This is a genomic window from Nakamurella flava (assembly GCF_005298075.1).
Taxonomy (GTDB): Bacteria; Actinomycetota; Actinomycetes; order Mycobacteriales; family Nakamurellaceae; genus Nakamurella; species Nakamurella flava.
This window is the reverse complement of record NZ_SZZH01000001.1, coordinates 374,343-399,761: the sequence shown is the minus strand read 5'-3', so window position 1 is coordinate 399,761 and position 25,419 is coordinate 374,343. Positions and strand designations below refer to the sequence as shown.

The window sequence follows — 25,419 nt, the reverse complement described above, 5'->3', positions numbered from 1 at the left end:
AGCCCCGCGCGGTCCACATCGTCGGTCGGGTGATGGAGCCGCCGCGATGTCCGACGGCAGGGTGGGCCAATGCCCGACGACCTGTTGATCACCCGGCCGGCCGCGTTCGCGCGGGGACTGAACGGCGACGACATCCGGCGTCGCGTCGCCCGGGGTGAATGGCGCGTCGTTCGCCGCGGGCTCTACGTCCGCTCGGCGTCGGTCGCCGGATTCTCACCGGAGGAGATCCACCGGCTCCGAGTGTCCGCGACCGTCGACCAACTCGGCGGCCAGCACGTGGTCAGTCATCTGTCGGCAGCCTGCCTGCACGGCCTCGATCTGCTCCGACCGCCAGGTGAGGTCGTCCAGGTCACCAACCCCGCCACTCACTCCGGGCACCGGCGACGGACCCTGCGCACTTTTGCGCCGCCCTCGATCCCGACGAGATCACTACGCTGAACAGGATTCCCATCACCACGGTAGCCCGGACGGTCGTCGACATCGCCCGTGTCTTCGGGTTTGACGCGGGGGTGGTCACGGCGGATCACGCTCTCCGCCGTGGCCTCGTCGCGCGTGGCCAGCTCTCGGACTCCGCAGCGCGGGCAACCCGACGCAGCGGTGTCCGGACCGCCCACCAGGTTGTCGCCTTCGCCGATCCCGGCGCCGAGAGCGTCGGTGAATCTCGCAGCCGCATCGTCATCGACCGGGCCGGACTCCCTCGTCCGGAACTGCAGTACCGGGTCCGCGACCGGCAGGGCGGCGTCCTGGCCCGTACCGATTTCTGGTGGCCGGAGTTCAGCACGGTCGGCGAGTTCGACGGCAAGGCGAAGTACAGCCGGGTTCTCTCGGGTGGACGGAACGAGGCAGACGCGGTCTTCGCGGAGAAGGTACGGGAGGACCGGATCAGGGACCTGGGGTTGCAGGTCGTCCGCTGGACCTGGTCCGACCTGGATGACCCGAGGACGCTGGCCGCCCGGATCAGACGGACGCTGGACCGGGGACGCACTCGTGGGGGGTGACGGTCATCGGATGGCACGCTCGAGGACACAACTCCTGTCGGGAGATCCTGACTCCCGGTCGACAGGGAGTTCCGTACGTCCCTGGGGAGCCGAGATCACTGAGGAAGAGTCCGGTCACCCACACCTGACGGGTGCCGCGGACGCCTCAGACCGTCAGGGCTGCAGCAGGGTCTTGATCGCCCGGCGTTCGTCCATCGCGGCGTAGCCCTCGCCCACCTCGGACAGCGGGAGCGTCAGGTCGAAGACCAGACCCGGGCAGATCGCCCCGGACCACACCCGCTCGAGCAGGTCGTCCAGGTAGGCCCGGACCGGGGCCAGCCCTCCGCGCAGGCCCACGTTGCGCCAGAACATGTCCTCCAGCGGCAGGGTCCCGGCGTGCGGCACGCCGACCCAGCCGACGGTGCCGCCGGCCCGGGCGCAGGCGAAGGCCTGATCGACGGAGTCCTGCGTGCCCACGCATTCCAGGACGGCGTGCGCCCCCAGGCCGTCGGTCAGCTCCTTGACGTGGTCGGCGCCGTCGGTGCCCCGCTCGGCCACCACGTCGGTCGCGCCGAACCGCCGGGCCAGCCCCTGCCGGTCGGCGTGCCGGCTCATCGCGATGACCCGCTCGGCGCCCAGCTGGGCGGCCGCCAGCACCCCGCTCAGGCCCACCGCACCGTCTCCGACGACGACGGCGGTGCAGCCGGGCGTCACGCCGGCCGAGACGGCGGCGTGCCAGCCGGTGGCCATCACGTCGGACAACGCCAGCAGATCCGGGACGCGGTCGGCGTCCGGGACGTCCGGGGTGGCGACGAGGGTGCCGTCGGCGTTCGGCACCCGGATGTACTCGGCCTGACATCCCTCGTACCCCGTGCCGTGCAGGCAGTTCGCCTGGAACCCGGCCCGGCACAACTCGCACGTGTTGTCGCTGGTCCGGAAGCCGCCGACGACGAACTGGCCGGGCCGGACCGAGGTGACCTCGCGGCCGACGGATTCGACGACCCCCACGTACTCGTGACCGATCGGCGTGGGCTTCGGCACCGGGGCGATCCCGCGGTAGCGCCACAGGTCCGACCCGCACACGCAGGCCGCGACCGTGCGGACGACCGCGTCGGTCGGCTCGACGACGACCGGGTCGGGGCGCTCCTCGAAGCGCACGTCCCCCGCGCCGTGGATGACGGCTCCGTACATGGCTCTCTCCCTGGGGTACGCCGGTCAGAAACCGGCGGTCTGGGCCCGACGGTGCACCTCACGGCCGCGGTTCTCCCGCAGGGCCTGGATGGGGGTGCCGGGCAGGCTCTCGTCAGCCTCGAACAGCCAGTCGATGATCTCCTGGTCGGAGTAACCGGCGTCGGTCAGCACGGTGATCGTCCCGGGCAGGCCCTTGACCGCCCCGACGGGGTTCTCCGGGTCGACGAACTCGCCCGGGATCACCAGGATGCCGTCCCGGCGGACGGCCAGCAGACTGCGGTCCCGCACCAACTGATGGACCTTGGTGACGATGATGCCGAGCTGCTCGGCGACCTTCGGCAACGGCAGGTACCGGGGCTGGCCGGGGACGGGGGTCAGATCGGAACCGTGGGGGGAATGCTCGCTCACCCGACCAGCCTGTCACGGACCTCCGGTCGTTCGCACCCACCACCCACCGCGCTGGCGCGGAGATCACCGATCGGGCCGGTGACCTGCCGGGATCCCCGCCTGTGACCGCACCCCCCACCTAGACTGCGCACGTGGGGAACGAGACCGGTCTGGCGAGCGGCACCCTGCTCGACGGCCGGTACCGGGTCGGTTCCCCGATCGCCCGCGGGGGCATGTCGACCGTCTACCGCGGCCTGGACCTCCGGCTGGACCGGGCGGTCGCCATCAAGGTGATGAGCCCGGCCTACGCGGCCGACCCCGCGTTCCTGGCCCGGTTCGAGCGGGAGGCGCGGCTGTCCGCCGGGCTGGCCCACCCCGGGGTGGTCGGCGTCCACGACTTCGGCCGGGACGGCGACCGGGTCTACCTGGTGATGGAACTCGTCGACGGCGGCACCCTGCGCGACCTGCTGCGGCAGCGGGCGCCGCTGGACCCGGCGACCACGGTGGCCGTGCTACGGCCGCTGCTCGCCGCCCTCGCCGCCGCGCACGCGGCCGGACTGGTGCACCGCGACGTCAAACCTGAGAACGTCCTGATCTCCTCGACCGGCACGGTCAAGATCGCCGACTTCGGGCTCGTCCGGCCGCTGCACTCGGCCACCCTGGCCACCGGCGACGTCATCCTCGGCACGGTCGCCTACCTCGCGCCCGAACAGGTGGAGACCGGCGCCGCCGACCCCCGCACCGACGTGTACGCCGCCGGGATCGTGGCCTGGGAGATGCTGACCGGGCACCCGCCGTACGGGGGCGACACCCCGATGGCCGTCGCCTACGCCCACGTCCACCGGGACGTGCCGCCCCCCTCGACCGAGCCGGCCGGCACGCAGGTGCCGGCCACGCTGGACCGGCTGATCGTCGCCGCGACCCGACGCGACCCCGCGGCGCGCCCCCGGGACGCTGCCGCGTTCCTGCGTCAGCTGATCGCGGCCGCCGACGCCGACGGACTGCCCACCGTCGTCGTTCCGGCGCCCCGACGATCGGCCCCGCCCCCGGCCCCGGCGCCCTCCGATGCCGGCACGCCCGACCCGGCGACGTCCGCCGACGACGGCACCCGTGTCCTCCACGGCCCCCGTCCGACCCCGCCCGCCGGAGCGACCCGCCCGGGCCACGCCACGGTGGTCGGCGCGCCCGACCGATCGCTGCCCGACCCGGTCGACGAGACCGGTGCCGACGACAGCCCGCTCCCCGTGTCCCGCCGGCGCCGCGTCTGGGCGATCGCGCTGATCGCCGCCCTGGTGCTCGGGATGATCGCCGCGGCCGGCGGCTGGTGGTTCAGCGGTCGCTGGTCAGCGGCGCCCACGGTCGTCGGGCTGACCCAGTCGGCGGCCGAGAACGCCGTCCGGGACGCGGGTCTCACCCCCCGGGTGGTCAACCGGCACGACGACGCCGTGCCCTCCGGTCAGATCGCGGCCAGCGCGCCGACCGCCGGCGACCGGGTGCTCACCGGTTCCGAGGTGGAGCTGGACGTTTCCCTCGGGCGGCCGGTGGTCCCCGACGTCGCCGCCGGTACCCCGGTCGACATCGCCACCGCCGCCGTGTCCGGCGCGGATCTGACGCCGCGGACCGGCAGTCCGGCCTTCGACGACACCGCCCCGGCCGGCACGGTATTGCGGACCGACCCGACATCCGGCACCACGCTGACCGTCGGCGCCGACGTGACCCTCGTGCTGTCGGCCGGCCCGGCGCCGGTCGACGTCCCCGAGATCGCCGGCGACAGCGAGACCGACGCGGCCGCCACCCTTGTCTCGGCGGGTCTGCGGACCGGCACCGTCACCCGGCGCTTCGACGCCGACGTCGAGGCCGGCACGGTGCTCGACTCCACCCCGGCGCCCGGCGACCGCGCGCCGCGGGGGTCGGCGGTCGATCTCGTCGTCGCCCAGTCCCTCACCGTGCCCACCCTCCGCGGCACCGCGGTCGACACGGCCCGGACCGCCCTGGAACGGGACGGCTGGACGGTCACGGTGGGCACGCCGGTCTTCGACGCCGGTGTGAACGGCGGCAGCGTGGTCCGCTCCGACCTCCCGGCGGGCACCCGGGTCGACCCGCAGGCCGCCGCCATCTTCCTGGTGCCGTCCAACGCCGTCCAGGTTCCCGACCTCGACGGCCGATCGGTCGCCGACGCCCGCCGCATCGTCCAGCAACTCGGCCTGCAGTTCGAGGACACCACGTTCTTCGGCGGCGAGGGCGCGACCGTGTTCAGCCAGTCCCCGAACGCCGGGGGACGCGTGCCGCCCGGTGGGACGGTGTCGGTCGCCGCGACCTGAATTCAGGTCCGGTCGGGCCGGGACGTGATGAGGTGGGCCGATGAAGCCCGCCGAACTGCGCACCGCACGGCTGCTGTTACGGCCCTGGCGGCCGGACGACGCCGATCTGCTGTTCGACATCGTGCGGCGGCCGGAGGTGAACGGCTGGCTGGGATCCTCCCAGCGCAGCTGGACGCGGGAGCGCGTCCTCGAGGGCATCGCCGCCGACGCCCGGGACACCGGACTCGAACGGCGCTGGGCGATCGTGCCCGACGAGGTCGGACAGCCGGTCGGCTCGGCGATGATCGAGCGGTTCCCGCCGCTGCTGGACGAGACGGGGGACGTCCATCTGGGCTGGTACCTGCACCCCGATGCCCAGGGCCACGGGTGGGTCAGCGAGGCAGCGGCCGCGCTGCTGGCCCACGCCCTCGCGGCCGGCGAGCCTCGGGTGTGGGCGGTCATGTGGCCGCACAACACCGCATCGGCCGCGGTGGCGCGGCGGATCGGGCTGACCGACCTCGGCCGGCACGTCGAACCGTGGTTCGGCACCGTGAGGTACCCGCTGGGTCGGCTGTTCTGCCACTGGCGGCCCGGCGCCGAGCACCCGATGGCCGTCCACGCCCGGCTGGTGGCCGGCGTCGAACTGGCCGATCGGGACGACGAGCCACCGGTGGGCCCGGACGGGGCGCGCTACCCCGGCCCGCCCTGACCCACCGGTCGAGAACCGCTCAGCCGCGCAGCATCTCCGCGATGAGGAACGCCAGCTCCAGCGACTGCTGGGTGTTCAACCGCGGGTCGCAGGCCGTCTCGTAGCGACCGGCCAGGTCGGCGTCGGAGATCTGCTGCGCTCCGCCCAGGCACTCCGTGACGTCCTCGCCGGTCAGCTCCACGTGGATGCCGCCCGGGTGGGTGCCCAGCTCGTGGTGCACCTCGAAGAAGCCCTGCACCTCGTCGACGATGCGGTCGAAGTGGCGCGTCTTGTAGCCGGTCGACGCCTCGTGGGTGTTGCCGTGCATGGGGTCGCACTGCCAGATCACCTGGTGCCCGGAGGCCTGCACCTTCTCGATGATGGGCGGCAGCACGTCGCGGACCGCGCCGTTGCCCATCCGGGAGATCAGGGTCAGCCGGCCGGCCTGGCCGTGCGGGTCGAGCCGCTCGACGTACTCGACCGCCAGCTCGGGTGAGGTCGACGGGCCGATCTTCAGGCCGATCGGGTTCGACAGCGTCTCGGCGAACGCGATGTGCGCACCGTCCAGCTGGCGGGTGCGTTCGCCGATCCACAGGAAGTGGCCGGACAGGTCGTAGAGCCGGGGCTCGGACCGGGTGTCCAGGCGGAGCATGGCCCGCTCGTAGTCGAGCAGCAGCGCCTCGTGGGAGGAGAAGATCTCGACCTCGTGCAGGCTGTGGCTGTCGACCCCGCAGGCGGCCATGAAGCGCATCGCCCGGTCGATCTCGCCGGCCATCCGCTCGTACCGTTCGCCGGCCCGGGACTGGGCCACGAAGTCCTGGTTCCACTCGTGCACCGTCGCGAGATCGCCCGCGCCGGCGCCGGTGACGGCGCGGACCAGGTTCATCGCCGCGGACGAGTTCGCGTACGCCCGGATCATGTTGCCCGGGTCGGCGACCCGCGCCTCCGGGGTGGTGGCCAGCGAGTTGATGATGTCGCCGCGGTAGGACGGCAACCCGAGCGAGTCGGTGGCCGACGAGCGGGGCTTGGCGTACTGGCCGGCGATCCGGGCCACCTTGACCACCGGCAGCGAGGCACCGTAGGTCAGCACCACGGCCATTTGCAGAAGGGTGCGGATGTTCGCGCGGATGTGCGGTTCGGTGTTGTCGACGAACGTCTCGGCGCAGTCACCGCCCTGCAGCAGGAAGGCCTCACCGCGGGCGACCGCGGCCAGCTTGTCCGACAGCCGGTCCACCTCGTGGGGCACCGTCACCGGCGGCACCGCCTCGAGGATGGTCCGGACGGCCAGCACCTTCTCGGGATCCGGCCAGGCGGGCTGCTGCTGGGCGGGCCGGCTCAGGGCGTCGTCCAGGCGGCTGCGCAGGTCGGCGGGCAGCGGCGGCAGGGTGGGCAGAATGTCGCCCGGGATGTCGATGGTCCAACTCACGCCGGACAGCCTATGCGTCGCGCCCGGTCGCCGGTGACGCGAGCGTCTTCACACCGTCCTGGAGCACCCGCTGGGCGACCAGCCACCGGTCCCGGGCCAGCCGGGCGTCGGCCAGCGCGTCGTGCCGGTCGGATCCCGGGCCGGGGATGACGGGACACCCCGCGGCCTCCCAGTGCTGCCGGACCTCACGGGTCAACCGCGGGACGTCCCGGGGCAGCTCCGGCATGGTGCCCCACAGCTGGGCGAGCGCGACATGGTCGTAGGCGGCGAACCAGGCCCACAGTTCGACGGGCAGCCCAGGAGCGGTGAGGAACTCGTACAGGTCGTCGCGCAGTCGGCTTCGCGACCGCCAGGACTTGTCGGCCGGCGACGGCAGCTTGTCCAACACGTGCCGACGGACCCAGGCATTGGCCCGGTTGGGGTCGAACTCGGTGGAGACGGCGTAGAACTCCCGACCGTCCTCGGCGACGACACCGATCGAGATCAACTCGATGGTGCGGCCGTCCTCGATGAACTCGCAGTCGTAGAAGTACCGGGCGACCGGGCCGTCCGGAGTGCGGGGAGGCGGAGTCACCCGGCCTTGGTCCCCGGCAGACGGGTCACGGTGCCCGGGCCCCGACCCTCGAAACGGGAGGTGGTCGGCGAGGTGTCCGACGCAGTCCGGCCCGCCCGGGCCGCCTTCTTCGCGGCGCGACGCGCCTTGCGCGCGGCCCGGCCGGTGGGCTTGATCGGCGCCACCGCGGCGTGACCGGCGGGGCGACCGCTCTTCTTGGCCTCCTCCAGATCGGCCTTCACCTTGGCCGCGTACACGTCGACGTACTCCTGACCGGACAGCTCCATCAGGCGGTACATGATCTCGTCGGTCATCGACCGTTCGACGAACCGGTCCCCGGCCATCCCCTCGTACCGCGAGAAGTCCAGCGGCCGGCCGACGATCATCTGGATCTTCCCCGGCCGCCACATCTTGGCACCGATCGGGGCGACCCGGTCGGTGCCGATCATGGCGATCGGGACGACCGGCACCCCGGTCTCCAGCACCATCCGGGCCACGCCGGTCTTGCCCTTGTAGAGCCGACCGTCCGGGGAACGGGTGCCCTCGGGGTAGATGCCGAGCAACTCGCCCCGGTTGAGCAACCGGCTGCCGGTGTCCAGGGCGTCGCGGGCCGCGTTGGCCCCGCTGCGGTCGATCGGCACCTGACCCGCGCCACTGAAGAACATCTTCTTCAGGAAGCCCTTGACGCCCTTTTCGGTGAAGTACTCGGCCTTGGCCAGGTAGTACACGCGACGCTTGATGTACAGCGGGGTGAAGAAGGAGTCCGCCACCGACACGTGATTGCCGACCAGCACCGCTCCGCCGGAGGCGGGCACGTACTCGGCGCCCACCACCTTGCACGGGAAGAACAGCCGGAGCAGCGGTCCGAGCAGCACGTATTTGTAGAGGTTGTAGAGCACGCTGGCGCGCCTTCCGTCGGCGATCCCGGCCGGGCGGAGGGCACTCGCGGCCGGTGTTTGCGGTAACCGTACGCCGGTGGGGCGACTGCCGCCGCCTGCGACACCGGCACCCCGCGGGCACGTGGGACGATGAGGTCAGGATCGATGGTCCGGTCGGGACCGTCGTCCACCCCGCCGGGGCGCCGTCCCGCCGCTCGTCCCACCGTCCGGTCCACCCCGCGCCGCCGCCCAGGGAGCCCGCATGTCAGGTCCGTCGTCGGAGCCGTTCTCGGCTCCCGGCCACGGCGAGCACGCCGACGTCGGCGTCCTGCTCTGTCACGGGTTCCCCGGCACCCCCGGTTCGCTGCGCGCCTGGGCCGACCACCTGGCCGCCGCCGGCTACCAGGTCCGCCTGCCGTTGCTGCCCGGACACGGCACCCGCTGGCAGGACGCCAACCGCACCGGGTTCGACGACTGGCTGGCCACGGTCACCGCCGAGCTGCAGGACCTGACCACCCGCTGCCGGGCCGTCGTCGTCGTCGGCCTGTCCATGGGCGGCACGCTCACCCTCCGGCTGGCCGAGCTGTACCCGACGGCGATGGCCGGCATCGTGCTGGTCAACCCGTCGGTGATGACGCTGCGCAAGGACGCCGCCCTGCTCCCCCTGCTGCGCTGGGTGCTGCCGGCCTACCCGGGCATCGTCGGCAGCATCGCCAAACCGGGGGTCACCGAGCCCGGGTACCGGGTCATCCCCGTGCGGGCCATGTACTCGCTGTCCCGGGCCTGGCCGGTCGTCCGGGCCGACCTGCCGCGGGTCGTCGCGCCGACCCTGCTGCTGCACTCCCGGGTCGATCCGATCGTCGAACCCGAGAACGCCGAGGTGGTCCGGGACGGCGTCGGGTCCGCCGACGTCACGACCGTGGTCCTGGAGAACAGCCTGCACGTGGCCACCATGGACTTCGACGCCGACCTGATCTTCGCCACGGCCGACGAATTCATCGCCCGGGTCACGGCGGTGCGATCGTGACCGTCGCCCCCGAACCCCCCGAACCCCCCGAGGACCCGCGGGAGCCGAACCGGCCCGACGGCCCGGACGACGCCGACCCGACACCGGGCGCCGACGCCCCCGGCGACGGACGGTCGGGTGCGGCGCGTTCGCTGTCCGATGACGACGTCGACGCCCTGTTCGGCGGCATCGTCGCCGGTCTGGAGCCGTCGATGCGCTGGGGGCTGCGCCGGTCCGACGCGGTGCCCGACGACCCCGACCCGGCGACCGGCGGGGCGGCCCAGGACCACGGCGCCCCCGGCCCGACGGTCACCCCCGGGGCAGCCGGCGACGCGGACGCCGCCGACCCCCAGACGACGGCGGCGCACGAACGGGACCGGCGGGCCGACCGCGAGGCCCTGGAACGGGAGCTCACCCGACGGGAACGGGAGCGGCGGGCTCACGAACGGGCCCAGCGGCGCGAGTTCCGGCGGGTCGAGCGGGAGGCCGAGCTGGCCGCGTTCGAGGCCCACGAGGCCGAGGTCAAGGCGGCCCGCGACGCCGATCAGGAACATTTCGAGCCACCGGAGCCGCCGCCGGTCCCCCGCCCCCGCGGCCGCACCGTGGCCGCGCTGCTCTGCCTGGTCGCCGGCGTCGTCCTGCTGGTGCGCCCCGGCCTGCTGACCCTGGCGTCCGACGCGGCGCTGGTGCTGTCCGTCCTGCTGCTCTTCGGCGGGGCCGGGCTCCTGGTGTGGGGGCTGCGCTCCCGCCGTGACGGCGGCGACGATCCGGACGACGGCGCGATCGTCTGACCGCTAGCCGGTGACCGCGGCCGCCTGCAGGGCGGCGCCGATGACGGCCGCCCGATCGCCGAAGCGGGCCAGCTCGATCCGCGGCAGCGGGCGGTGCCCGGCCCCGGTGATGAGTGTCCCGAACTGGGAGACCGCCAGCGGCAGGAACATCCCCGCCGCGCTCGACACGCCGCCGCCGATGACGATGGCCTCGGGGTCGAGCACGTCGGTCACCAGGGACAACCCGGTGGCCAGCCACCGGCCCAGGTCGTCCATCGCGGCCAACGCGGCCGGGTCCTGCTCGGTGGCGGCGATCGCGACCATGGTGCCGGTGAGCGCCGCCGGGTCGCCCTCGCACAGGCGCCACAGCACCGGCGCCTCACCCGTGGCCATGAACTCGCGGGCGGTGTCGGCCAACGCGGTGCCCGAGCAGTACCGCTCCCAGCAGCCCTTCTTGCCGCACGGGCACGGCCGGCCCCCCGGCACCACCGTCAGATGGCCGAGTTCCGGGGCGACCCCGAAAGCACCACGGTAGAGGCGCCCGTCGATGATCAGCCCCGCGCCGATGCCGGTGCCGAGCGCGATGAGCAGCGCGATCGGCGATCCCGCGGCGGCGCCCAGCCGGTACTCGGCCCAGGCCGCGGCGTTGACGTCGTGCTCCATGACGACGGGCAGGCCGACCCGCTCGCTGATCCGGCGGGGTACGTCGGCGTCCCGCCAGGCCAGGTGCGGGGCGAACATGACCCGCTGCCGATCGGCCGAGATGAACCCGGCCACGGCCAGCCCGGCCGCGCTGATCGGCATGGTCGCCGACAACTTGCCGATGAGTGTCACCAGGAGGTCCTCGGTCTCCCGCTCGGTCCGCGGCGTGCGGTCGCGCAGGGAGGTCAGGACCTCACCGTCCGACGAGACGATCGCGGCGCGGACCGAGGTCCCGCCGATGTCGATGCCGATCGTGGCCATGGGTCTCCTGGTGACGCGGGTGCGGTGCCGGTCGGCCGGCCTGGCGGCCGATGGACACCGGTCGAGGTGGAGCTCGGTCGGGGTGGGGCGGCGGTGCGAGCGTCACCGGTGGGGCGAAACGCTCCGATCAGTGTGCGGGACGAACCCGCCCCGGCCTGCCATCCACCCCACGGGGCACCCCGGTGGGCGGCGGAACCGGCGGTGACCGGTCGCCGGGTCACGAGATGTCGATGCGTTGCAATCCGGTCGGACGGGCGGGGCGATCGCCGGGGACCCGGTTCTCCCGGGATCCGGTGGTGTCGGCGGACGCCGGTCCGGGCCGCTCGTCGGGCCCGCCGGAGCGCGCCCCGCCCTCCGCGGCCGGCGAGGGGGCGGACCCGTCGGCGGGCAGCAGCGTGCGGAGGGCCCGGATCACCGTCAGCGCCCCGTCGACCACCCGGGCGGTCACCTCGGGGTGCTCGCCCCGCACCGCGGCCAGCAGCCGGCACACCGGGCATCCGGTACAGGGGGCCCCGGGGACGGCGCCGCATTCGGGGCAGGCCCGGGCGGTGCCGCTGCCGGGCACCGGTCGGCGCCCGGCATCCCCGTCGGCCAGCCGGTCCTGGGTGCGGGCCTGCTCCGACTGCCAGGCCTGCAGCTTGTCCTCCACCGCGCCCAGCAGCAGAGCGGCCTCCTCGACCAGCGGTCCCACGGAGGCGTGCACCTGTGACCGGTCACCGGCCGGCGGGGTCGCTCCGGTCACGCGCCGACCAGACGGTCCGCCGGGCGGTCGTCGTCCGACCGGGTCTGGCTGACCAGACCCGACGGCGACCCGCCGTCGGTCTCCGACAGGACCCGCGCCCGCAGGGTTGCCGGCCACAGGTCGGGGTCGGCGACGAACTCGACCAGCAGTCGGCCGCCGTCGAAGCGAGCCCCACCCACGGTGCAACGCCGCAGCACCGACGGGAGCGCCATCCGGCGCCGCACGTCCCCCACGGTGACGACCAGATCGTCACCGGACCGGGACAGCGCGAGATCGCCCTTGTCGACCAACGGCAGGGGCAGGGCGAGCTGGTACCGGCCGTCCGCGCCCTCGACCTGGATGTGGGTGGGCTCGGTCGTGCGGGCCAGCGGGTCGTCGGCGGCGAAGATCTCGTCGGCCAGTTCGGCCAGCGCGGCCACGCCGACGGGCTCCCGGGCCACCATCGGCACCCGGCGCACCGTCAGACCGGCGAACGACTCCCGGACGTGCACCAGCGCCTCCCGCTGCGCGGCCCGCTGGCCCCGGAGGAACTCGCCGCCGGCCTTCGGGGGGAGCACCCGGTTGATGGTCGCGCCCTCGACGGTGAAGCCGTGCAGCGACAACGCGGTGAACAGGCGCCGCGCCTCGGCGATGACGACCCGTTCCGGGGTGAGCACCAGCCGGATGCCGGTGACCTGCGGGTCGGCCAGCAGGGCGCGAGCGGCCATCAGCTCGGTGAGCAGTTCCCCCACCGCGTCCCGGACGGCGGCGCTGGGCGCGGATCCCGGGACCCCGGTGAACGTGGCCGCCAGGCTGCGCAGCATCCGCTGCGGCGCACCGAGCAGACGCCCGGCATAGAAGCCGATGGTCTCCGGCAGGGCCAGCAGCCGCAGGGTCTCGCCGGTCGGGGCGCAGTCGACCACGATCACGTCGAACCGGCCGGACGCGGCCAGCCGCCGCAGTTCGAGCAGGGCGACGACCTCCTCGGCCCCCGGCAGCACCGTCAGTTCCTCGGCCTGCACCTCGGCCATCCCCCGGGCGGCGAGCACGCCGACCAGGTACGCGCGGATCTGCGCCCAGCTCTCCTCGAACCGGTGGCGGGTGTCGACCTGGGCGGCCCACAGGTCCGGTTGACCGGGCACCGGCTCCGGGTCGCCACTGACGGGCACGTCGAGGACGTCGGCCACCGAGTGCGCGGGATCGGTCGACAGCAGCAGGGTGCGCAGGCCCCGACGGGCACAGGCCACCGCGGTGGCGCAGGACACGGTCGTCTTGCCCACTCCACCCTTGCCGGTGTGCAGGACGACCCGCAGGCCGCTCACCCCTTCTCGACCCGCTTCCGCAGCTCCTTGAGCGCGGTGTCCATGATGACCCGCTCGGCCTTGCGGCGGAGCATGCCGATCATCGGGACGAGCAGGTCGACCTCGAGCGAGTAGGCGACCTCGGTCCCGTCCGGCACGGGCGTGAGCACGTAGGAGCCGTGCTGCGCCTTCTGCATCTGACCGGACACGAGGTCCCAGGCCACGGTGCGGCCGTCCGCCGCCCACTGGTACGCCAGTTCGTAGGTGTCCTTGAGCATCCCGGCGTCGACGCTGAACTTCACGCGCCTGGCGCGGCCGCCCTCCCCGGGGTCGGTGATCTCGACCCGCTTGATCGACCCCACCCACTCCGGGTACGCCTCGAAGTCGGCGATCACGTCCATGATCGCGTCGGGGGCGGCGTCCATCGTCAACGACTGCGTCGAGGGTGTGCCCATGACCGGAAAGGCTACCCAGGTCGGGACCGGTCGGCTGCCCCGGCCGGAGCCCGGAGGGCCGGTCGTGACGCATTTCTCGCCCCGGCCGATGACGACCGCGGCAGTGTCGTCAACGCCGCGGCAGCCGGGTGAGGTCCACCTCGAAGGCGCGGGGGAAGCGCTGGAAATGCCCGACGTTGACGCATTCCGTGCGGCCGCGTCGCTGCCGGCGGGCCAGGGGCTGGTGGACGTGCCCGAAGACCGACAGGGTCGGCTGGTGCTCGTCGATCGCTTCGAGCAGCCCCGGCCCACTGGACTCGAGCCGGGCGGGCACGGTGTCGTAGCGCAGCGGTATGAGATCGGGCGGCAGATGCGAGCAGAGGATGTCGACCGCACCCACCGCCGCCACCGCGGCCCGGTACTCGGCGGCCGGCCGCACCAGCGGCCGCCAGACCCGCGGGGACCCGTCGGCGATCGTCGCGCGTTCCCGCACCCCGGCGGCATCGCCGCCACCAGGGACGTCCCGACCGGCACCGCCGGCGACGAAACCCAGCCGGTGGCCGGCGATCTCGACGACCTCGGAATCCAGGTACGGCAGCTCGTCGCCGGCCACCGCGTTCCACGCCTCGGCCACGTCGACGTTGCCCAGGGTCAGCAGTACGTCCGGTCCGATGGCCGCCAGCACCGAGCGGTAGAGCTCCGAGACGGTCTCGGACAGCACCCCGATGGGGTCGTCCAGGCTCAGCCACAGGTCGTTGTTGTACTGCCGCAGCTCCGGGAAGCGGCCCGCCGACCGCAGTTCCACGAACGGCAGCACCCGCTCCGCGCCGAAGATGCGACCGAGGATGCCCCGCGACGGTTCGTGGTAGTCGACGTAATCGACGAGATCCCCGAGCACGACGAGCTGCTCGGCGGAGCGGGCCACCTCGGCCAGTCCGTCGATGTTGCCGTGGACGTCCGAGACGAAGGAGAGCCGCACCGGCCCACGGTAACCCGGCGGATCAGCGGTTGACGGCGTGTCCGGTCGGATTCGGGCCGGCCGCGGCGAGCGGGACGACCTTGATCGGCACCCCCGGCATGGACGCGTGCAGGACCTTGCCGTCGCCGACGTACATGCCGACGTGGCTGACCGGTGAGTAGAAGGTGACGAGGTCACCGGGCTGCAGTTGCTCCAGGGGGATCTGCCGCAACCCGTCGGCCTGCGCGGCGCTGTTTCGCGGGATGGTCACCCCGGCCTGCTGCCACGCCCACAGCATGAGGCCGGAACAGTCGAACGTGTCGGGCCCGACGGCTCCCCACACGTAGGGCAGACCCTGCCGGCTGAGAGCGGCCGTGACGGCGATGCCGGCCTGGGTGCTCGGGGCGTGCTGCGCGGCCCAGACGGAGAAGTCGGCCCCGGTGTCGGCCGGGGCGGTCGCGTCGGCCAGGTCGTCGCCGACGATGCCGGCCCGGGACCGCTGGGCGGCCTGCTGCGACTGGCGGGTGGCGGAATCGGACGAGGCGTTGGCCGCGGTGGCGGCGGCCTCGGCCGCGGCGGCGGCCGCGTTAACGTCGGAACTGGACAGCTGCGCGTAGGCCAGCTGATAGCTGGTGATCTCGGCATGCAGGGCGGCCTGCTGGGTGTCCAGATCGGCCCGGGCAGCGGCGGCGGCGGCGGTCGCGGCGTCGGCGGCGTCCTGGGCGCGCTGCGCCTCGTCCTGGGCGGCCTGGGCCTGGGCCCGGGCGGTGGTGGCGGCCTGTCGGGCCACCAGGGCCTGATCGAGCGTCTCGCGCTGGTCGGCGGCGATGACGGCCAGCGACGACGCCTTGTCCAGGTAGTCCTCCGGCGAACCGGCGGTCAGCAGCGCGGAGAGCTCGTCCAGTCGGGCGCCGCGGTAGCTCGCGTTGGCGAAGGCACTGACCTCGGCCTGGTACCGGGCCACGACCGCGTCGGCCGCGGAGACCTGCTGGTCGGCGGCGGCGGTGGCGGCCGCCGCGGACTGCACGGCGGTGGCCTTCGTCGCGGCCTCGGCCTGCGCGGCGGTGACGGCGGCATCCGCGGCCAGCACCTGCTCGTTGAACGTCTCGGACCGGCGGGCCGCGTCCAGCCACGCCTGCTTGGCGGCGTCCGCGCTGGTCGGCAGAGCCGGCCCCGCCTCCTGGGCGGCCGGCGCGGGCTGGGCCGGAGCGGCGTCCTCAGCGGCGGCGACGGGAGCGACGGCGACCAACGCCAGCGCGGCGGCGGCGACCGCGGCGGCGACGACCTGAACGCGGGCAGCCGGAAGCCCGGTGCGGCGGAACGACAACGAACGGCCTTTCATCCCTGCCGCCTACCGGGTGAGCTGACGGGTTCGGACGAGGATGTGTCCTACCCCGGTCCCGGCCCGAACGGACGGCGGCGCCGCGCTCGAACGGGTCACGACCGGGGATTCACCCCAGGGGAACGTGGTTCCCCGGTTCGGGGCTCCGGCAGGCGGGCCGTCGACCGGGAGAGCGACGAGGACCACCCGGGAGGACCCGATTCGGCGGGATGCCGACGGATCGCCCACGCGATCGGGACGCCGACATCACAGAAAGATTACAAGCGGGCGACATTCCAGGGCAATGTCCAGTGACCAGGTGTGAGGGCGTTCACCGGTGGGAACTTGACCGCACTCGATCGAGGCCGGACGAAGTCACCCTAACCCGACAGCAGATCGGCCAGTCGTCGGCCGGAACGGTCCCAGTTCCACGCGTCGCAGACCCAGGCGCGGCCGGCTCGGCCCCAGCGCTGCCGACGTTCCGGGTCGTTCAGCAGGCCCGCCAATTCGCGGGCCACCTCCGTCGGCCGGCGTCCGTCGACGACCACTCCCGTCCGTCCGGGTCGCACCGTCTCCGGGGCACCCCCCGAGTCGCCGGCCAGCACCGGCAGGCCGGTGGCCGAGGCCTCGAGGAAGACGATGCCGAGGCCCTCGACATCCAGTCCCGCGCCCCGCGTCCGGCACGGCATCGCGAAGGCATCACCGGCCGCGTAATGGGCCGCGAGCTCTGCGGCCGGGACCATGCCGGCGAACACCACCCGATCGCTCACCGCATGATGCCGAGCCAGGCGGGCCAGCCGCCCCGCGTCCGGGCCGTCCCCCACCACCAGCAGACGCACGTCCGGGACCTGGTCGGCGACGGCGGGCAACGCCCGCAGCAGCACGTCCTGCCCCTTGCGGGGAACCAGCCGCGAGACGCAGACGACGACGGGCCGCTCACCCAGCCCGTAGCGGGTGCGGACCGCCCGGGCAGCGTCCGGGTCGGGCCGGAAGCGGTCGGTCACCACTCCCGGGGGTAGATACTCCAGGGCCGCCTGGGGTCCGAGCGCGGCGCTGATGCGGCGCCGGGCGAACTCGCTGACGTAGGTGACGACGTCGTTGCCGCGGCCGATCGCCCGCAGCGCCTGGCGCGCCCCCGGGACCATGGCCCACCCGACCTCGTGGCCGTGGGTGCTGGCGACCGTCCGCACGATGCCCTCGGACCGCAGCCGCGGGGCCAGCAGCGCCAGGGGCGCGGCCGCCCCGAACCACAGCGCCTGCACCCGGTGCTCGCGCACGAGTTCGGCGGCCCGCTTCCGCACGTCCACGCCGGGCAGCAGCAGCCCACCGGGGTGGCGGATCACCGGGAACGGTTGCCGGGCATCGAATTCCGCGTCGCCGGGAAAGCTGGGGGCGTACACGACGAGAGAGTCGGCGGGCAGCCGGTGCGCGAGAGTGATGACGTACGACTGGATCCCGCCGGTTCGCGGCGGGAAGTCGTTGGTGATCAGCAGAGTTCGCCGCACGGTGAGACGTCCCGAGCCCTTCCGGTGTCGAACCGGCGTCACCCGGTGAGTAAGCCCGCCGCGCCCGGCCCCAGGAGGATCCCTGGGAGAAAGCCTGATCGCCGGCCCGGAGTTCCGGACCGGCGATCAGGATATGTCGTGCGAGGCTCGGTCAGCCGGTGACGCGGTGGCCGGTGGCGTTCGGGCCGGCGCCGTTCACCGAGGTGACATAGACCGGCTTGGTCTCGGTCGAGGCGTGCACGACCTGGCCGTTGCCGATGTACATGGCGACGTGGCTGACCGGCGAGTAGTAGGTGACGAGGTCACCCGGCTGCAGCTGGTCCAGCGGGACGCTGGGCAGACCGGCCTGGGCCGACGACGTGCGCGGGATCGTGACGCCCGCCTGCGCCCAGGCCCAGGAGGTCAGGCCCGAGCAGTCGAACGAGTTCGGGCCGGCGGCGCCGTAGACGTAGGGCGATCCGACCTTCGACAGGGCGGCGGCGACGGCCGCGGCACCCTTGGAGCTGCCTGCCGGCACCGCGGCGGGGGCCGACGAGGTCGGCGCGGCGCTCGAGCTGGAGGAACGCGACGGGGTGTCGGCGGAATCGTCCGACACCAACGTGCGGGACCGGTTGGCGGCGGCAGGCGCCTGGGCCGGAGCCGCCGCCTCGCTGGTGGTCGGGGCGGGAGCAGCGGCGGCCGCAGCCTCGGCGGCGGCGCGGTTGGCGGCCTCATTGGCCGCCTGCGCGGCGGCCTCGGCGGCCGCCCGCTCCTGCTCGGACAGGCTGTTGTACAGCTCGCGGTACTTCTGGGCCTCGGCGTCGAGCTCGGCCTTGCGGGCGGTGACGTCCTGGGTGGCCTGGGTGGCGGCGGCCGCCTTCGCGTCGGCGTCGGACTTGGCCTGCTCGGCGGCGGTCTGCGCGGCCGAGGCGTCGGCCTGGGCCTGAGCGGCCTGGGCGCGGGCGGCCTGCGCGGCATCCAGCGTCTGCCGGGTGTCGTCGGCGACCTGGTCGAGGGAGCTGACCTGGTCGAGGTAGTCGTCGGCCGAGTCGGCGGTCAGCAGCACGGCCAGCCCGTCGAACCGGGCGCCGCGGAAGCTGGCGTTAGCGAAGGAGTCGACCTTCTCCTTGTAGGCACCGGCGGCGGCGTCCGCCTCGGTGGCCTTGGACTGCGCGTCGGTGGCGGCCTGGCGGGCCGCGTCGACCGCGGTACCGGCGGCGGCGGCGGCTGCGGCGGCGGCCTGCTCGTTCTCCTGAGCGGAGAGCACCTGCTCGTTGAGCTGACCCGCGCGCTGCTCGCTGTCCAGGTAGGCCTGCTGGGCGTCGGCTGCGGTGGTCGGGTCCGCCAGGGCGGGGCCGGCGGCGAACGCGCCCAGGCCCAGGGAGCTCACCGTGCCGGCGATCAGCAGCGCGGAACGGTAACGAGCGAGCCGACGACGGGTCGATCGCGGGCAGGTCGGCAACACGTCAGTCGTGTTGCGGGCAGGGAACGCCACGGTCCGGTGGAACCTTCCTCTCGCCGCCTACCGGGTTAGCTGACGGATTCGGGCCGGAAGTCGCCCTACCACCACCCGACGCGCAGCGGCCATCCACGCAAGAGCGCAGACGACACGGCACCCGTCAGGGGGCGGATTCACCCCATGAAGCACCTGGTTCCCCGGCTCGGCTCCCAGCGGAGCCGACTCGGCGGTGACCCCCGGATCACCTGAATGGTGATCGCCTCAAGGTCTCGGATAGGTTACGAGAGGATTCTGTTCCCGTCCAGACGGTGTGTGAATCGTCAAAGATCCATCTCAGATGTTGAGACAGTCGCCGCTGGCCTATCCGTCTGACCTGCGACGATGACCACCCGATGCTCAGCGTTACAGCTGTGCGGGAGCTGTGATGGACCTGACATCAGGTCATGACCGACCGGCCCGCCGCGTTCACCCGGCTCGTCTCACCGGACCCGGATGGGGTCGCTCGGGGCGCGGAACCAGCCGCAAGGGCCGGATGAGACCGGAGCGGGACAGCACGTCGACCGCCGCCCGTTCGGTGTCGTCCCACGCCACCCCACTGGGTGACGTGCCCAGCAGCGCCGTCACGATGCAGTCGTCGCACGCCGGTCCGCGTGCGGTGCAGTCCTCACAGTCCACATGGCAGTGCGCAGACATCCCGATCGGCCACCCTCCACCGTCCTGGCCCCGGATCCAGCACCAAGGCTCTGACCGGGACGGTAGGACCGGACACCGACAGCGGGTTCCTCGTCGATTCCGACCAGGTGTTCGACCGCGGTGACTGCCGGGGGCCGGGGTCGCTCCACCGGGCCACGGACGGCGACGCCCCCGGCCGTAGGAGCAGCCGGGGGCGTTGCCGAGCCAGGGTGGTCAGCGGCCGCGGACCAGCACCGGGTTGCTGGTGCTACCGGCCACCCGGGACGGATCGGCGGGCGTGAAAGCCGAGGTGAACACGTGCTCCCCGCGGGACAGGCGCGGCAGCACGGTGACCGCCAGACCGCGCTGGGCCGGGACGTCGGCGAACACCCGGTCCCCTTCGCGGAAGCCCACCCGGCCGACGGCCGCCTGGCCGTCGGCCAGCCCGGTCGCCGAGATCAGCAGGACAGGCAGGAACGGGCACTTCTGCAGCGCCGCGGTGCTGACCAGCACCGTGGTCGACGCGACCTTCACGGGCGCGGCCGCCACCGTGAACGGCACCGTCACGGTGGTGCCGCTGGGTTGGGCGGTCAGGACGAGCGCGGTCGGCCCGGCCGGCGCGTCGGCCGGGACGGTGACCGTGACGTCGGCCCGGCCGCCGCTGACCGTCGCCTGACCCACCTGCTGGTCCCGCCAGCTGGCGGTCACCGTCGTGTTCGCCGGCGAACCCAGGCTGGTCAGATCCAGACCGGCCACCGGGATGGTGACCTGGGTGCCGGCGGTCACCGGCTCGGTCACCGCCGGCACCTGCACCGCGCGGCGGGCGAAATCGGGCGCCAGGTTGGGGTTGGCCTGCAGGTAGGCGATCCAGGCGTCGCGGTCGATGAGGCCGGAATCCCGCGGATCGGTGCCCTGGGTGAAGACGGCGAAGTTGTCGCCACCGGCGGCGAGGAAGGAGAACGTACCGATCCGGTAGGACGCAGCCGGGTCCAACGGCCGGCCGTCGACGGTCACCGACGTGATCCGGGAGCCGGCCGCGGCACTCGGATCGAAGGTGTAGGTGACGTTGTCCGACAGGCCGAGCTGCAGATACGGCCGGGACGCGGTGGACGGCTGCCACTGCTGCTCGAGCAGCGTGCGGAACTGTTCGCCGGTCAGGCTGACGGTGGTGAGGTTGTTGACGAACGGCAGCACCGCGTTCGCCTCGGCGTACGTGACGACCCCGTCGGGCGCCTGCAACAGATCGGCCCGCAGCCCACCCGGGTTCACCACGCCGATCTGCGCCCCACCGCGGTCGGCCGACGACAGCGACGCCCGCAGGGAGTCGGCGACCAGGTTGCCCAGAGTCGATTCACTACCCCGGTCGTCGCGGCCGGTCGTCGTCCCCGGCGCCGACCCGACATAGACACCACCGGAGTACGACCCGCCGGTGAACGCGGTGGTGATGTCGGCGGTGACACTGCCGACCGGCTGGCGGCCGATGACCTCGGCGGCGGCGACGGCGGTGTCGACGATGGAGCGGACCTGCGCGACGCGCGGATACGTCGCCACCAGGTCGGCGGGGGCGGTGGTGGTGCGCGGCACGTTGGTGGCGGCCGTGGCGGTGACCGCCCCGGTCTGCCGGTCGACGGTGAGCACGACCTTGCCGACATTGGCTCCGTACGAACCGGTCTGGACGACCGGACGGGTGACGCCCGCCTCTCCGGGCACCGGGGCCTGGTAGGCGTACGTCTGATGGGTGTGCGCCGTGAAGATCGCGGCGACCCGCGGTGAGGTCTCGTTCACGATGGAGGCGAAGACCGGGCTGGCGGCCAGCTGGCCGTCCAGGGTGGCCGGCGGGACGGTCGTGTCCCCGGCCGGGGCTCCCTCGTGGTACTCGGCCACGAGGACGTCGGCCTCACCGTTGCTCTCGTCGCCGTCGGTGAGCTGGGCGGCCACGCGGTTGACCGCGGCGACCGGATCACCGAAGTCGAGGTCGGCGATACCGGCCGGGCTGACCAGGGTCGACGTCTCCTGGGTGACCGCGCCGATCACGCCGACGCGGACGCCGCCGACCGGGTAGATCCCGTACTCGGGCAGCGCCGGGGTCTGGGTGCCCTTGCGGTAGACGTTGGCGCCCAGGTAGTCCCACTTCGCGTTGGTCTTGTCACTGACCACACGGTCGACGAGGTCGCTCTCACCGCGGTCGAACTCGTGGTTGCCGACGGCGGACGCGGCCAGCCCCAAGGCGTTCAGGACGTCGATGGTGGGCTGGTCCTGGGCCGAGGACGAGGCGAACAGTGACGCGCCGATGTTGTCGCCGGCGGAGAGCAGCAGGGAGTCGCCCCCGGCCGCGGTCGCGGCGGCCCGCTGTTCCTCGATGGTGCCGGCGAGGGCGACCGTCAGGTCCTTGTCCGCGGCTGCATTCGTGATGCGGCCGTGGAAGTCGTTGATGTTCAACAGGGTCAGCTGGACGGGGTCGGCGGCCGACGCCGTCCCGGTCGAGGTGGCCAGGATCCCGGTCGCCACCAGGCCGACCGTGGCCAGCAGGGATGTCATCCTTCGGACGGGTTTCACGGTGGGGCACTCCGATCGCTGGGGCGGGGCGACTCCCCGATCGGGGTCCCAGGGCGCGGCCGGCGGAACTGGTCGGTCCTGGGGGTGATCAGGGTGTGACCCACGGTGCACGGATGGGGTGAACGTAGACCAGCCGTCAGGAGAACGTCCAGGCTGCGGGCACTCAGCCCGTCGGTCCTGCGCCCCCGGCGTCGCGGGCGGCCCGGTCCAGCGCATCGGCCGCCAGGATCAGGGCGAGGTGGGTCAGCCCCTGGGGCAGGTTGCCGAGGAACTGCCCGTCGTCGGTGGCGATCATCTCGGAGAGCAGGCCGAGCGGACTGGCGAGTTCGACGATCTCGTCGAACAACGCCGCGGCCTCCGACACCCGACCCACCCGCGCCAGCGCCGACACCATCCAGAACGAGCAGGCGACGAACGCCCCCTCCTCGGCGTCGGCACCGGTGTAGCGGTGCAGCAGCGGCCCCGTGCCGAGCCGCTCGCGGATCACGTCGATGGTCGACGACATGCGCGGGCCGTCGTCGAAATCCTTGGCCAGCAGTACCGAGGCGTCGAGCCCGTCCGTGCCCTGGTACCAGGTGTAGGCCCCGAGATCGGGGTTCCAGCAACGGGTGTGGATGAACTCGGCGATGTCCTGCTGTTCGAGTCGCCACCGCTGCCGGCGGTCCGGGATCTGCCCCAGGTCGGCCAGGTGGATCGCGCAGCCCAGGGCCTGCCAGCACTGGATCTTCGACGAGGTGTAGTGCCGCTCCTCCTGCAGCTCCCAGATCCCGGCGTCCCGGCTGCGCCACTGGTCGCAGCAGAGGTCGGCCAGATCGGCCAGCATCGAACCGGTCGCCGGGTCGAGCACGTGGCCCTCGTCGACGTACACCCGCAGCACGTCGAACACGTCACCGAACATCCCCAACTGCAGCTGCTGGGCCGCGCGGTTGCCCACGATCACCGGCCCGATCCCCCGCCAGCCCGGCGACCGGGTCTCCCGGTGGCCGTCCTTCACCTCGCCGGACAGCCGCGTGAAGACGTGGGGCCCGTGCGCCCGGAGGGTGTTCAGCAACCAGGACACCGCGGCGTGCACCTCTTCCTTCACGCCGACCACCCCCAATGCGCGGATGGTGTGCGCCGCGTCGCGCACCCACGCGTACCGGTAGTCCCAGTTCTTGCCCCCGGCGAGGCTTTCCGGCAGCGACGTGGTCGCGGCCGCGGCGATGGCACCGGTGGGGCTGTAGATCAGCAGCTTGAGCGCCAGCGCACTGCGCAGCACCACCTCGGCCTGCCGGCCGTCGTAGTCGCAGCTGTCGGTCCAGCGCGTCCACGAGTCGATCGACAGGTCGACCCGCCGGTCGATGTCGGTCGCCGGCGGCAGGTTCAACGGTTCCCCGGCGGTGGCGACCACGGCGACCAGCTGGCGATGACCGGCCCGGGTGACGACCACTCCGGTGATCTCGCGGTCGCCGGCGACCGCGCCGTGCTCGATGCCGCGGACGCCCAGCGTCGCCTGCCCGCTCCGCAGGATCGGACCGGACGGCGAGTCGGCCACCCACGGCCCGCTGCCGTCGAGCTGCAGCCCGGGCGCGACCCGCCACCGCAGGCGAACCGTCCCCGACAGGCCGTCGATCCGGCGGGCCAGTTCGGTCCAGGGCAGCCGACCGGCCACCCCCGAGTTCAGTGAATCCGTGACCCGGACGGATCCCTCGGCGGTGCGGAAAACGGTCTCCAGGACGTTGGTCCCGGGCAGGTACCGCTGTTCGGTGGTGAACGGGGCATCCGGCGCCAGCTCCAGGCGCCCGCCGTTGCGCTCGTCGACCATCGCGGCGAACGCCGGCGGGCAGTCGAGGTCCGGTACCGGCCACCAGTCGATCCGGCCGTCCGGTCCGACCAGGGCCACGGTGCGGCCGTCCCCAATCGCCCCGTACTCCCGCAGCGGCAGATAGCCGTCGGCGTCCCGGATGCTCATGGCGTCGGGTTCCCGCCGGTGACCGACAGGGTCGCCCCGGTGGTGAAACTGGACTCCGCCCCGGCCAGATGGACGTAGGCGGCAGCGACCTCGGCCGGTTGGCCGGCCCGGCCGAGCCACGCGGACGCACCGAAATCGGGGATCTTCTCCGGTGGTTGACCGCCGGTGACCTGCAGCGGCGTCCAGACCGGGCCCGGGGCGACCACGTTCACCCGGATGCCGCGGGGGGCGACCTGTTGGGCCAGCGCCTTGGCGTAGGTGTTGATGGAGGCCTTGGTGGTCGCGTAGTCGAGCAGACCCGGCGAGGGCCGGTAGGCCTGCACCGACGACGTGGCCACGATGCTGCCGCCCGGCCCCATGTGCGGCAGGGCGGCCTTCGTCAGCCAGAACAGGCCGTAGACGTTGACCTTAAAGGTGCGGTCGAACTGTTCGGTGGTCAGGTCGGCGATGTCATCGACCCAGGTCTGCACCCCGGCCACCGATACGAGAACGTCGATACCGCCAAGCGTTTCGACGGCCGCCCGCACCAGGGCGGTGTTGCCGTCCTCGGTCCCCAGATCACCGGGGACCGGCACCGCGCGCCGTCCGGCCTGCTCGACCAGGGCGACCACCTCGTCGGCATCGGCCTGTTCGGAGGGCAGGTAGCCGAGCACGACGTCGGCCCCCTCGCGGGCGAACGCGATGGCGACGGCCCGACCGATACCGGAATCGGCGCCGGTGACGACCGCGCGCCGTCCGGCCAACCGGCCGGAACCGACGTAGCTGTCCTCCCCGTGGTCCGGGCGCGGCTGCATCCGCCCGGCCAGACCGGGAGCCGGTTGACGCTGCCCGGGCTGGGGCGGCCGCGGATGGGCCGTCGTCGGGTCGACCGGGGTGTGCTGGGTACGGGGCGGGTCCGTCGTCACCGATCGCCTGTACCCGGCGACGACGAGACCGACTCAGTACGAACGCACCATCCCTGGGGATGGTGCTAGGATGGTCACAGGAAGGAGGCACCATGGCAGAACCGGAAAAGACCGAGAAGATCACCGTCAACCTCGGCCTGGTCGACCTCGGCGAGATCGACCTGCTGGTCAGCGAGGGCTTCTACGCCAACCGGACGGACTTCATCCGCTCGGCGATCCGGCGGCAGCTGGACAGCCGGGCCACCGCCGTCCGGGACAGCGTCGACCGCCGCACCCTGTCCCTGGGCACGCTCCGGGTCACCGCCGCCGACCTGCAGACCCGGCGGGCCGCCAGGCAGACCCTGGCCGTTCGCGTCCTCGGGCTGTGCGTCATCGACGACGACGTCGACCCCGACCTCGCCCGGGCGGTCATCACCTCCGTCGAAGTACTCGGCGCGTTCCGCGCCTCCCGGGCGGTCAAGGCCGCCCTGGCTCCCGTCACCGTCTGATCGGCGACGTCCCGCGCACCCTTCGCGAAA

General features: G+C 73.2%; 22 protein-coding genes, 1 pseudogene and 2 riboswitches. Of the genes and pseudogenes, 7 read left to right on the top strand and 16 right to left on the bottom strand.

The window, feature by feature from the left end; translation table 11 throughout:
* The first annotated feature begins 69 nt into the window (after positions 1-69).
* Together FDO65_RS01845 and FDO65_RS01840 are read left to right on the top strand one after the other, a co-directional pair.
* Positions 70-438 carry a hypothetical protein gene (locus FDO65_RS01845; protein ID WP_137447779.1) on the top strand — a complete coding sequence of 123 codons (369 nt, stop codon included), beginning with the start codon at positions 70-72 and terminating at the stop codon, positions 436-438.
* A gap of 71 nt (positions 439-509) precedes the next feature.
* Positions 510-998 carry a hypothetical protein gene (locus tag FDO65_RS01840; protein ID WP_137447778.1) on the top strand — a complete coding sequence of 163 codons (489 nt, stop codon included), beginning with the start codon at positions 510-512 and terminating at the stop codon, positions 996-998.
* Positions 999-1,151: 153 nt separating this feature from the next.
* On the opposite strand, the gene FDO65_RS01835 is transcribed toward FDO65_RS01840, so the two are convergent.
* Together FDO65_RS01835 and FDO65_RS01830 are read right to left on the bottom strand one after the other, a co-directional pair.
* Entirely contained in the window at positions 1,152-2,168 is a 1,017-nt protein-coding gene (locus FDO65_RS01835; RefSeq protein WP_137447777.1) for a zinc-dependent alcohol dehydrogenase family protein, read from the bottom strand.
* Between the two features lie 24 nt (positions 2,169-2,192).
* Positions 2,193-2,576, bottom strand: coding sequence for an Rv2175c family DNA-binding protein (locus FDO65_RS01830; protein WP_240757367.1), 384 nt, complete (start codon positions 2,574-2,576; stop codon positions 2,193-2,195).
* A gap of 131 nt (positions 2,577-2,707) precedes the next feature.
* On the opposite strand from FDO65_RS01830, the gene pknB reads away from it, so the two are divergent.
* Both pknB and FDO65_RS01820 read left to right on the top strand, forming a co-directional pair.
* Complete coding sequence (gene pknB / locus FDO65_RS01825; RefSeq protein WP_137447776.1) at positions 2,708-4,876, top strand: Stk1 family PASTA domain-containing Ser/Thr kinase; 2,169 nt, start codon at positions 2,708-2,710, stop codon at positions 4,874-4,876.
* Between the two features lie 40 nt (positions 4,877-4,916).
* Positions 4,917-5,564, top strand: coding sequence for a GNAT family N-acetyltransferase (locus FDO65_RS01820; protein WP_137447775.1), 648 nt, complete (start codon positions 4,917-4,919; stop codon positions 5,562-5,564).
* 19 nt (positions 5,565-5,583) lie between these two features.
* On the opposite strand, the gene FDO65_RS01815 is transcribed toward FDO65_RS01820, so the two are convergent.
* From FDO65_RS01815 to FDO65_RS01805, 3 genes are read right to left on the bottom strand one after another with little or no spacing between them, the layout of a single operon-like run.
* Positions 5,584-6,969 carry a class II 3-deoxy-7-phosphoheptulonate synthase gene (locus FDO65_RS01815; protein WP_137447774.1) on the bottom strand — a complete coding sequence of 462 codons (1,386 nt, stop codon included), beginning with the start codon at positions 6,967-6,969 and terminating at the stop codon, positions 5,584-5,586.
* 10 nt (positions 6,970-6,979) lie between these two features.
* The gene (locus FDO65_RS01810) at positions 6,980-7,543 is read right to left on the bottom strand and encodes a polyadenylate-specific 3'-exoribonuclease AS (protein WP_137447773.1); all 564 of its coding nucleotides are present in this window, start codon (positions 7,541-7,543) and stop codon (positions 6,980-6,982) included.
* Positions 7,540-8,421 carry a lysophospholipid acyltransferase family protein gene (locus FDO65_RS01805; RefSeq protein ID WP_166441999.1) on the bottom strand — a complete coding sequence of 294 codons (882 nt, stop codon included), beginning with the start codon at positions 8,419-8,421 and terminating at the stop codon, positions 7,540-7,542. The genes FDO65_RS01810 and FDO65_RS01805 overlap by 4 nt, the downstream gene beginning before the upstream one ends.
* Positions 8,422-8,662: 241 nt before the next feature.
* Here FDO65_RS01805 and FDO65_RS01800 point away from each other — a divergent pair, with 241 nt between their 5' ends.
* Together FDO65_RS01800 and FDO65_RS01795 are read left to right on the top strand one after the other, a co-directional pair.
* Positions 8,663-9,427 (top strand): alpha/beta hydrolase, encoded by a 765-nt coding sequence (locus tag FDO65_RS01800; RefSeq protein WP_137447772.1) that lies wholly within the window; start codon positions 8,663-8,665, stop codon positions 9,425-9,427.
* Positions 9,424-10,197 carry a hypothetical protein gene (locus FDO65_RS01795; protein WP_137447771.1) on the top strand — a complete coding sequence of 258 codons (774 nt, stop codon included), beginning with the start codon at positions 9,424-9,426 and terminating at the stop codon, positions 10,195-10,197. The genes FDO65_RS01800 and FDO65_RS01795 overlap by 4 nt, the downstream gene beginning before the upstream one ends.
* Positions 10,198-10,200: 3 nt before the next feature.
* On the opposite strand, the gene FDO65_RS01790 is transcribed toward FDO65_RS01795, so the two are convergent.
* The 11 genes and pseudogenes from FDO65_RS01790 to FDO65_RS01735 form a co-directional block, all read right to left on the bottom strand.
* On the bottom strand, positions 10,201-11,139 hold the full coding sequence (locus tag FDO65_RS01790) for an ROK family protein (protein WP_137447770.1): 939 nt from the start codon (positions 11,137-11,139) through the stop codon (positions 10,201-10,203).
* A 217-nt stretch (positions 11,140-11,356) separates the two neighbouring features.
* The gene (locus FDO65_RS01785; RefSeq protein ID WP_137447769.1) at positions 11,357-11,881 is read right to left on the bottom strand and encodes a winged helix-turn-helix domain-containing protein; all 525 of its coding nucleotides are present in this window, start codon (positions 11,879-11,881) and stop codon (positions 11,357-11,359) included.
* The gene (locus tag FDO65_RS01780) at positions 11,878-13,182 is read right to left on the bottom strand and encodes an ArsA family ATPase (protein ID WP_205849728.1); all 1,305 of its coding nucleotides are present in this window, start codon (positions 13,180-13,182) and stop codon (positions 11,878-11,880) included. The genes FDO65_RS01785 and FDO65_RS01780 overlap by 4 nt, the downstream gene beginning before the upstream one ends.
* Positions 13,179-13,616, bottom strand: coding sequence for an SRPBCC family protein (locus FDO65_RS01775; protein WP_137447768.1), 438 nt, complete (start codon positions 13,614-13,616; stop codon positions 13,179-13,181). The genes FDO65_RS01780 and FDO65_RS01775 overlap by 4 nt, the downstream gene beginning before the upstream one ends.
* Before the next feature lie 109 nt (positions 13,617-13,725).
* On the bottom strand, positions 13,726-14,574 hold the full coding sequence (locus FDO65_RS01770; protein WP_137447767.1) for a metallophosphoesterase family protein: 849 nt from the start codon (positions 14,572-14,574) through the stop codon (positions 13,726-13,728).
* A gap of 22 nt (positions 14,575-14,596) precedes the next feature.
* A complete protein-coding gene (locus FDO65_RS01765) occupies positions 14,597-15,895 on the bottom strand; it encodes a C40 family peptidase (RefSeq protein WP_137447766.1) in 1,299 nt (432 codons plus the stop codon).
* A riboswitch (cyclic di-AMP (ydaO/yuaA leader) is annotated at positions 15,887-16,060 on the bottom strand. It overlaps the preceding gene by 9 nt.
* A gap of 194 nt (positions 16,061-16,254) precedes the next feature.
* On the bottom strand, positions 16,255-17,379 hold the full coding sequence (locus tag FDO65_RS01760) for a glycosyltransferase family 4 protein (RefSeq protein WP_137447765.1): 1,125 nt from the start codon (positions 17,377-17,379) through the stop codon (positions 16,255-16,257).
* A gap of 151 nt (positions 17,380-17,530) precedes the next feature.
* A complete protein-coding gene (locus FDO65_RS01755) occupies positions 17,531-18,853 on the bottom strand; it encodes a C40 family peptidase (protein WP_137447764.1) in 1,323 nt (440 codons plus the stop codon).
* 9 nt (positions 18,854-18,862) lie between these two features.
* Positions 18,863-19,056: riboswitch (cyclic di-AMP (ydaO/yuaA leader) on the bottom strand.
* A gap of 667 nt (positions 19,057-19,723) precedes the next feature.
* Positions 19,724-22,006 (bottom strand): annotated as a pseudogene (locus tag FDO65_RS01745) (bifunctional metallophosphatase/5'-nucleotidase); the annotation flags it as partial.
* A gap of 202 nt (positions 22,007-22,208) precedes the next feature.
* Positions 22,209-23,996 carry a glycoside hydrolase family 15 protein gene (locus tag FDO65_RS01740; protein ID WP_205849726.1) on the bottom strand — a complete coding sequence of 596 codons (1,788 nt, stop codon included), beginning with the start codon at positions 23,994-23,996 and terminating at the stop codon, positions 22,209-22,211.
* On the bottom strand, positions 23,993-24,901 hold the full coding sequence (locus FDO65_RS01735) for an SDR family oxidoreductase (RefSeq protein ID WP_240757366.1): 909 nt from the start codon (positions 24,899-24,901) through the stop codon (positions 23,993-23,995). The genes FDO65_RS01740 and FDO65_RS01735 overlap by 4 nt, the downstream gene beginning before the upstream one ends.
* 92 nt (positions 24,902-24,993) lie before the next feature.
* Here FDO65_RS01735 and FDO65_RS01730 point away from each other — a divergent pair, with 92 nt between their 5' ends.
* Positions 24,994-25,389 carry a CopG family transcriptional regulator gene (locus tag FDO65_RS01730; RefSeq protein WP_137447761.1) on the top strand — a complete coding sequence of 132 codons (396 nt, stop codon included), beginning with the start codon at positions 24,994-24,996 and terminating at the stop codon, positions 25,387-25,389.
* Positions 25,390-25,419: the final 30 nt, after the last annotated feature.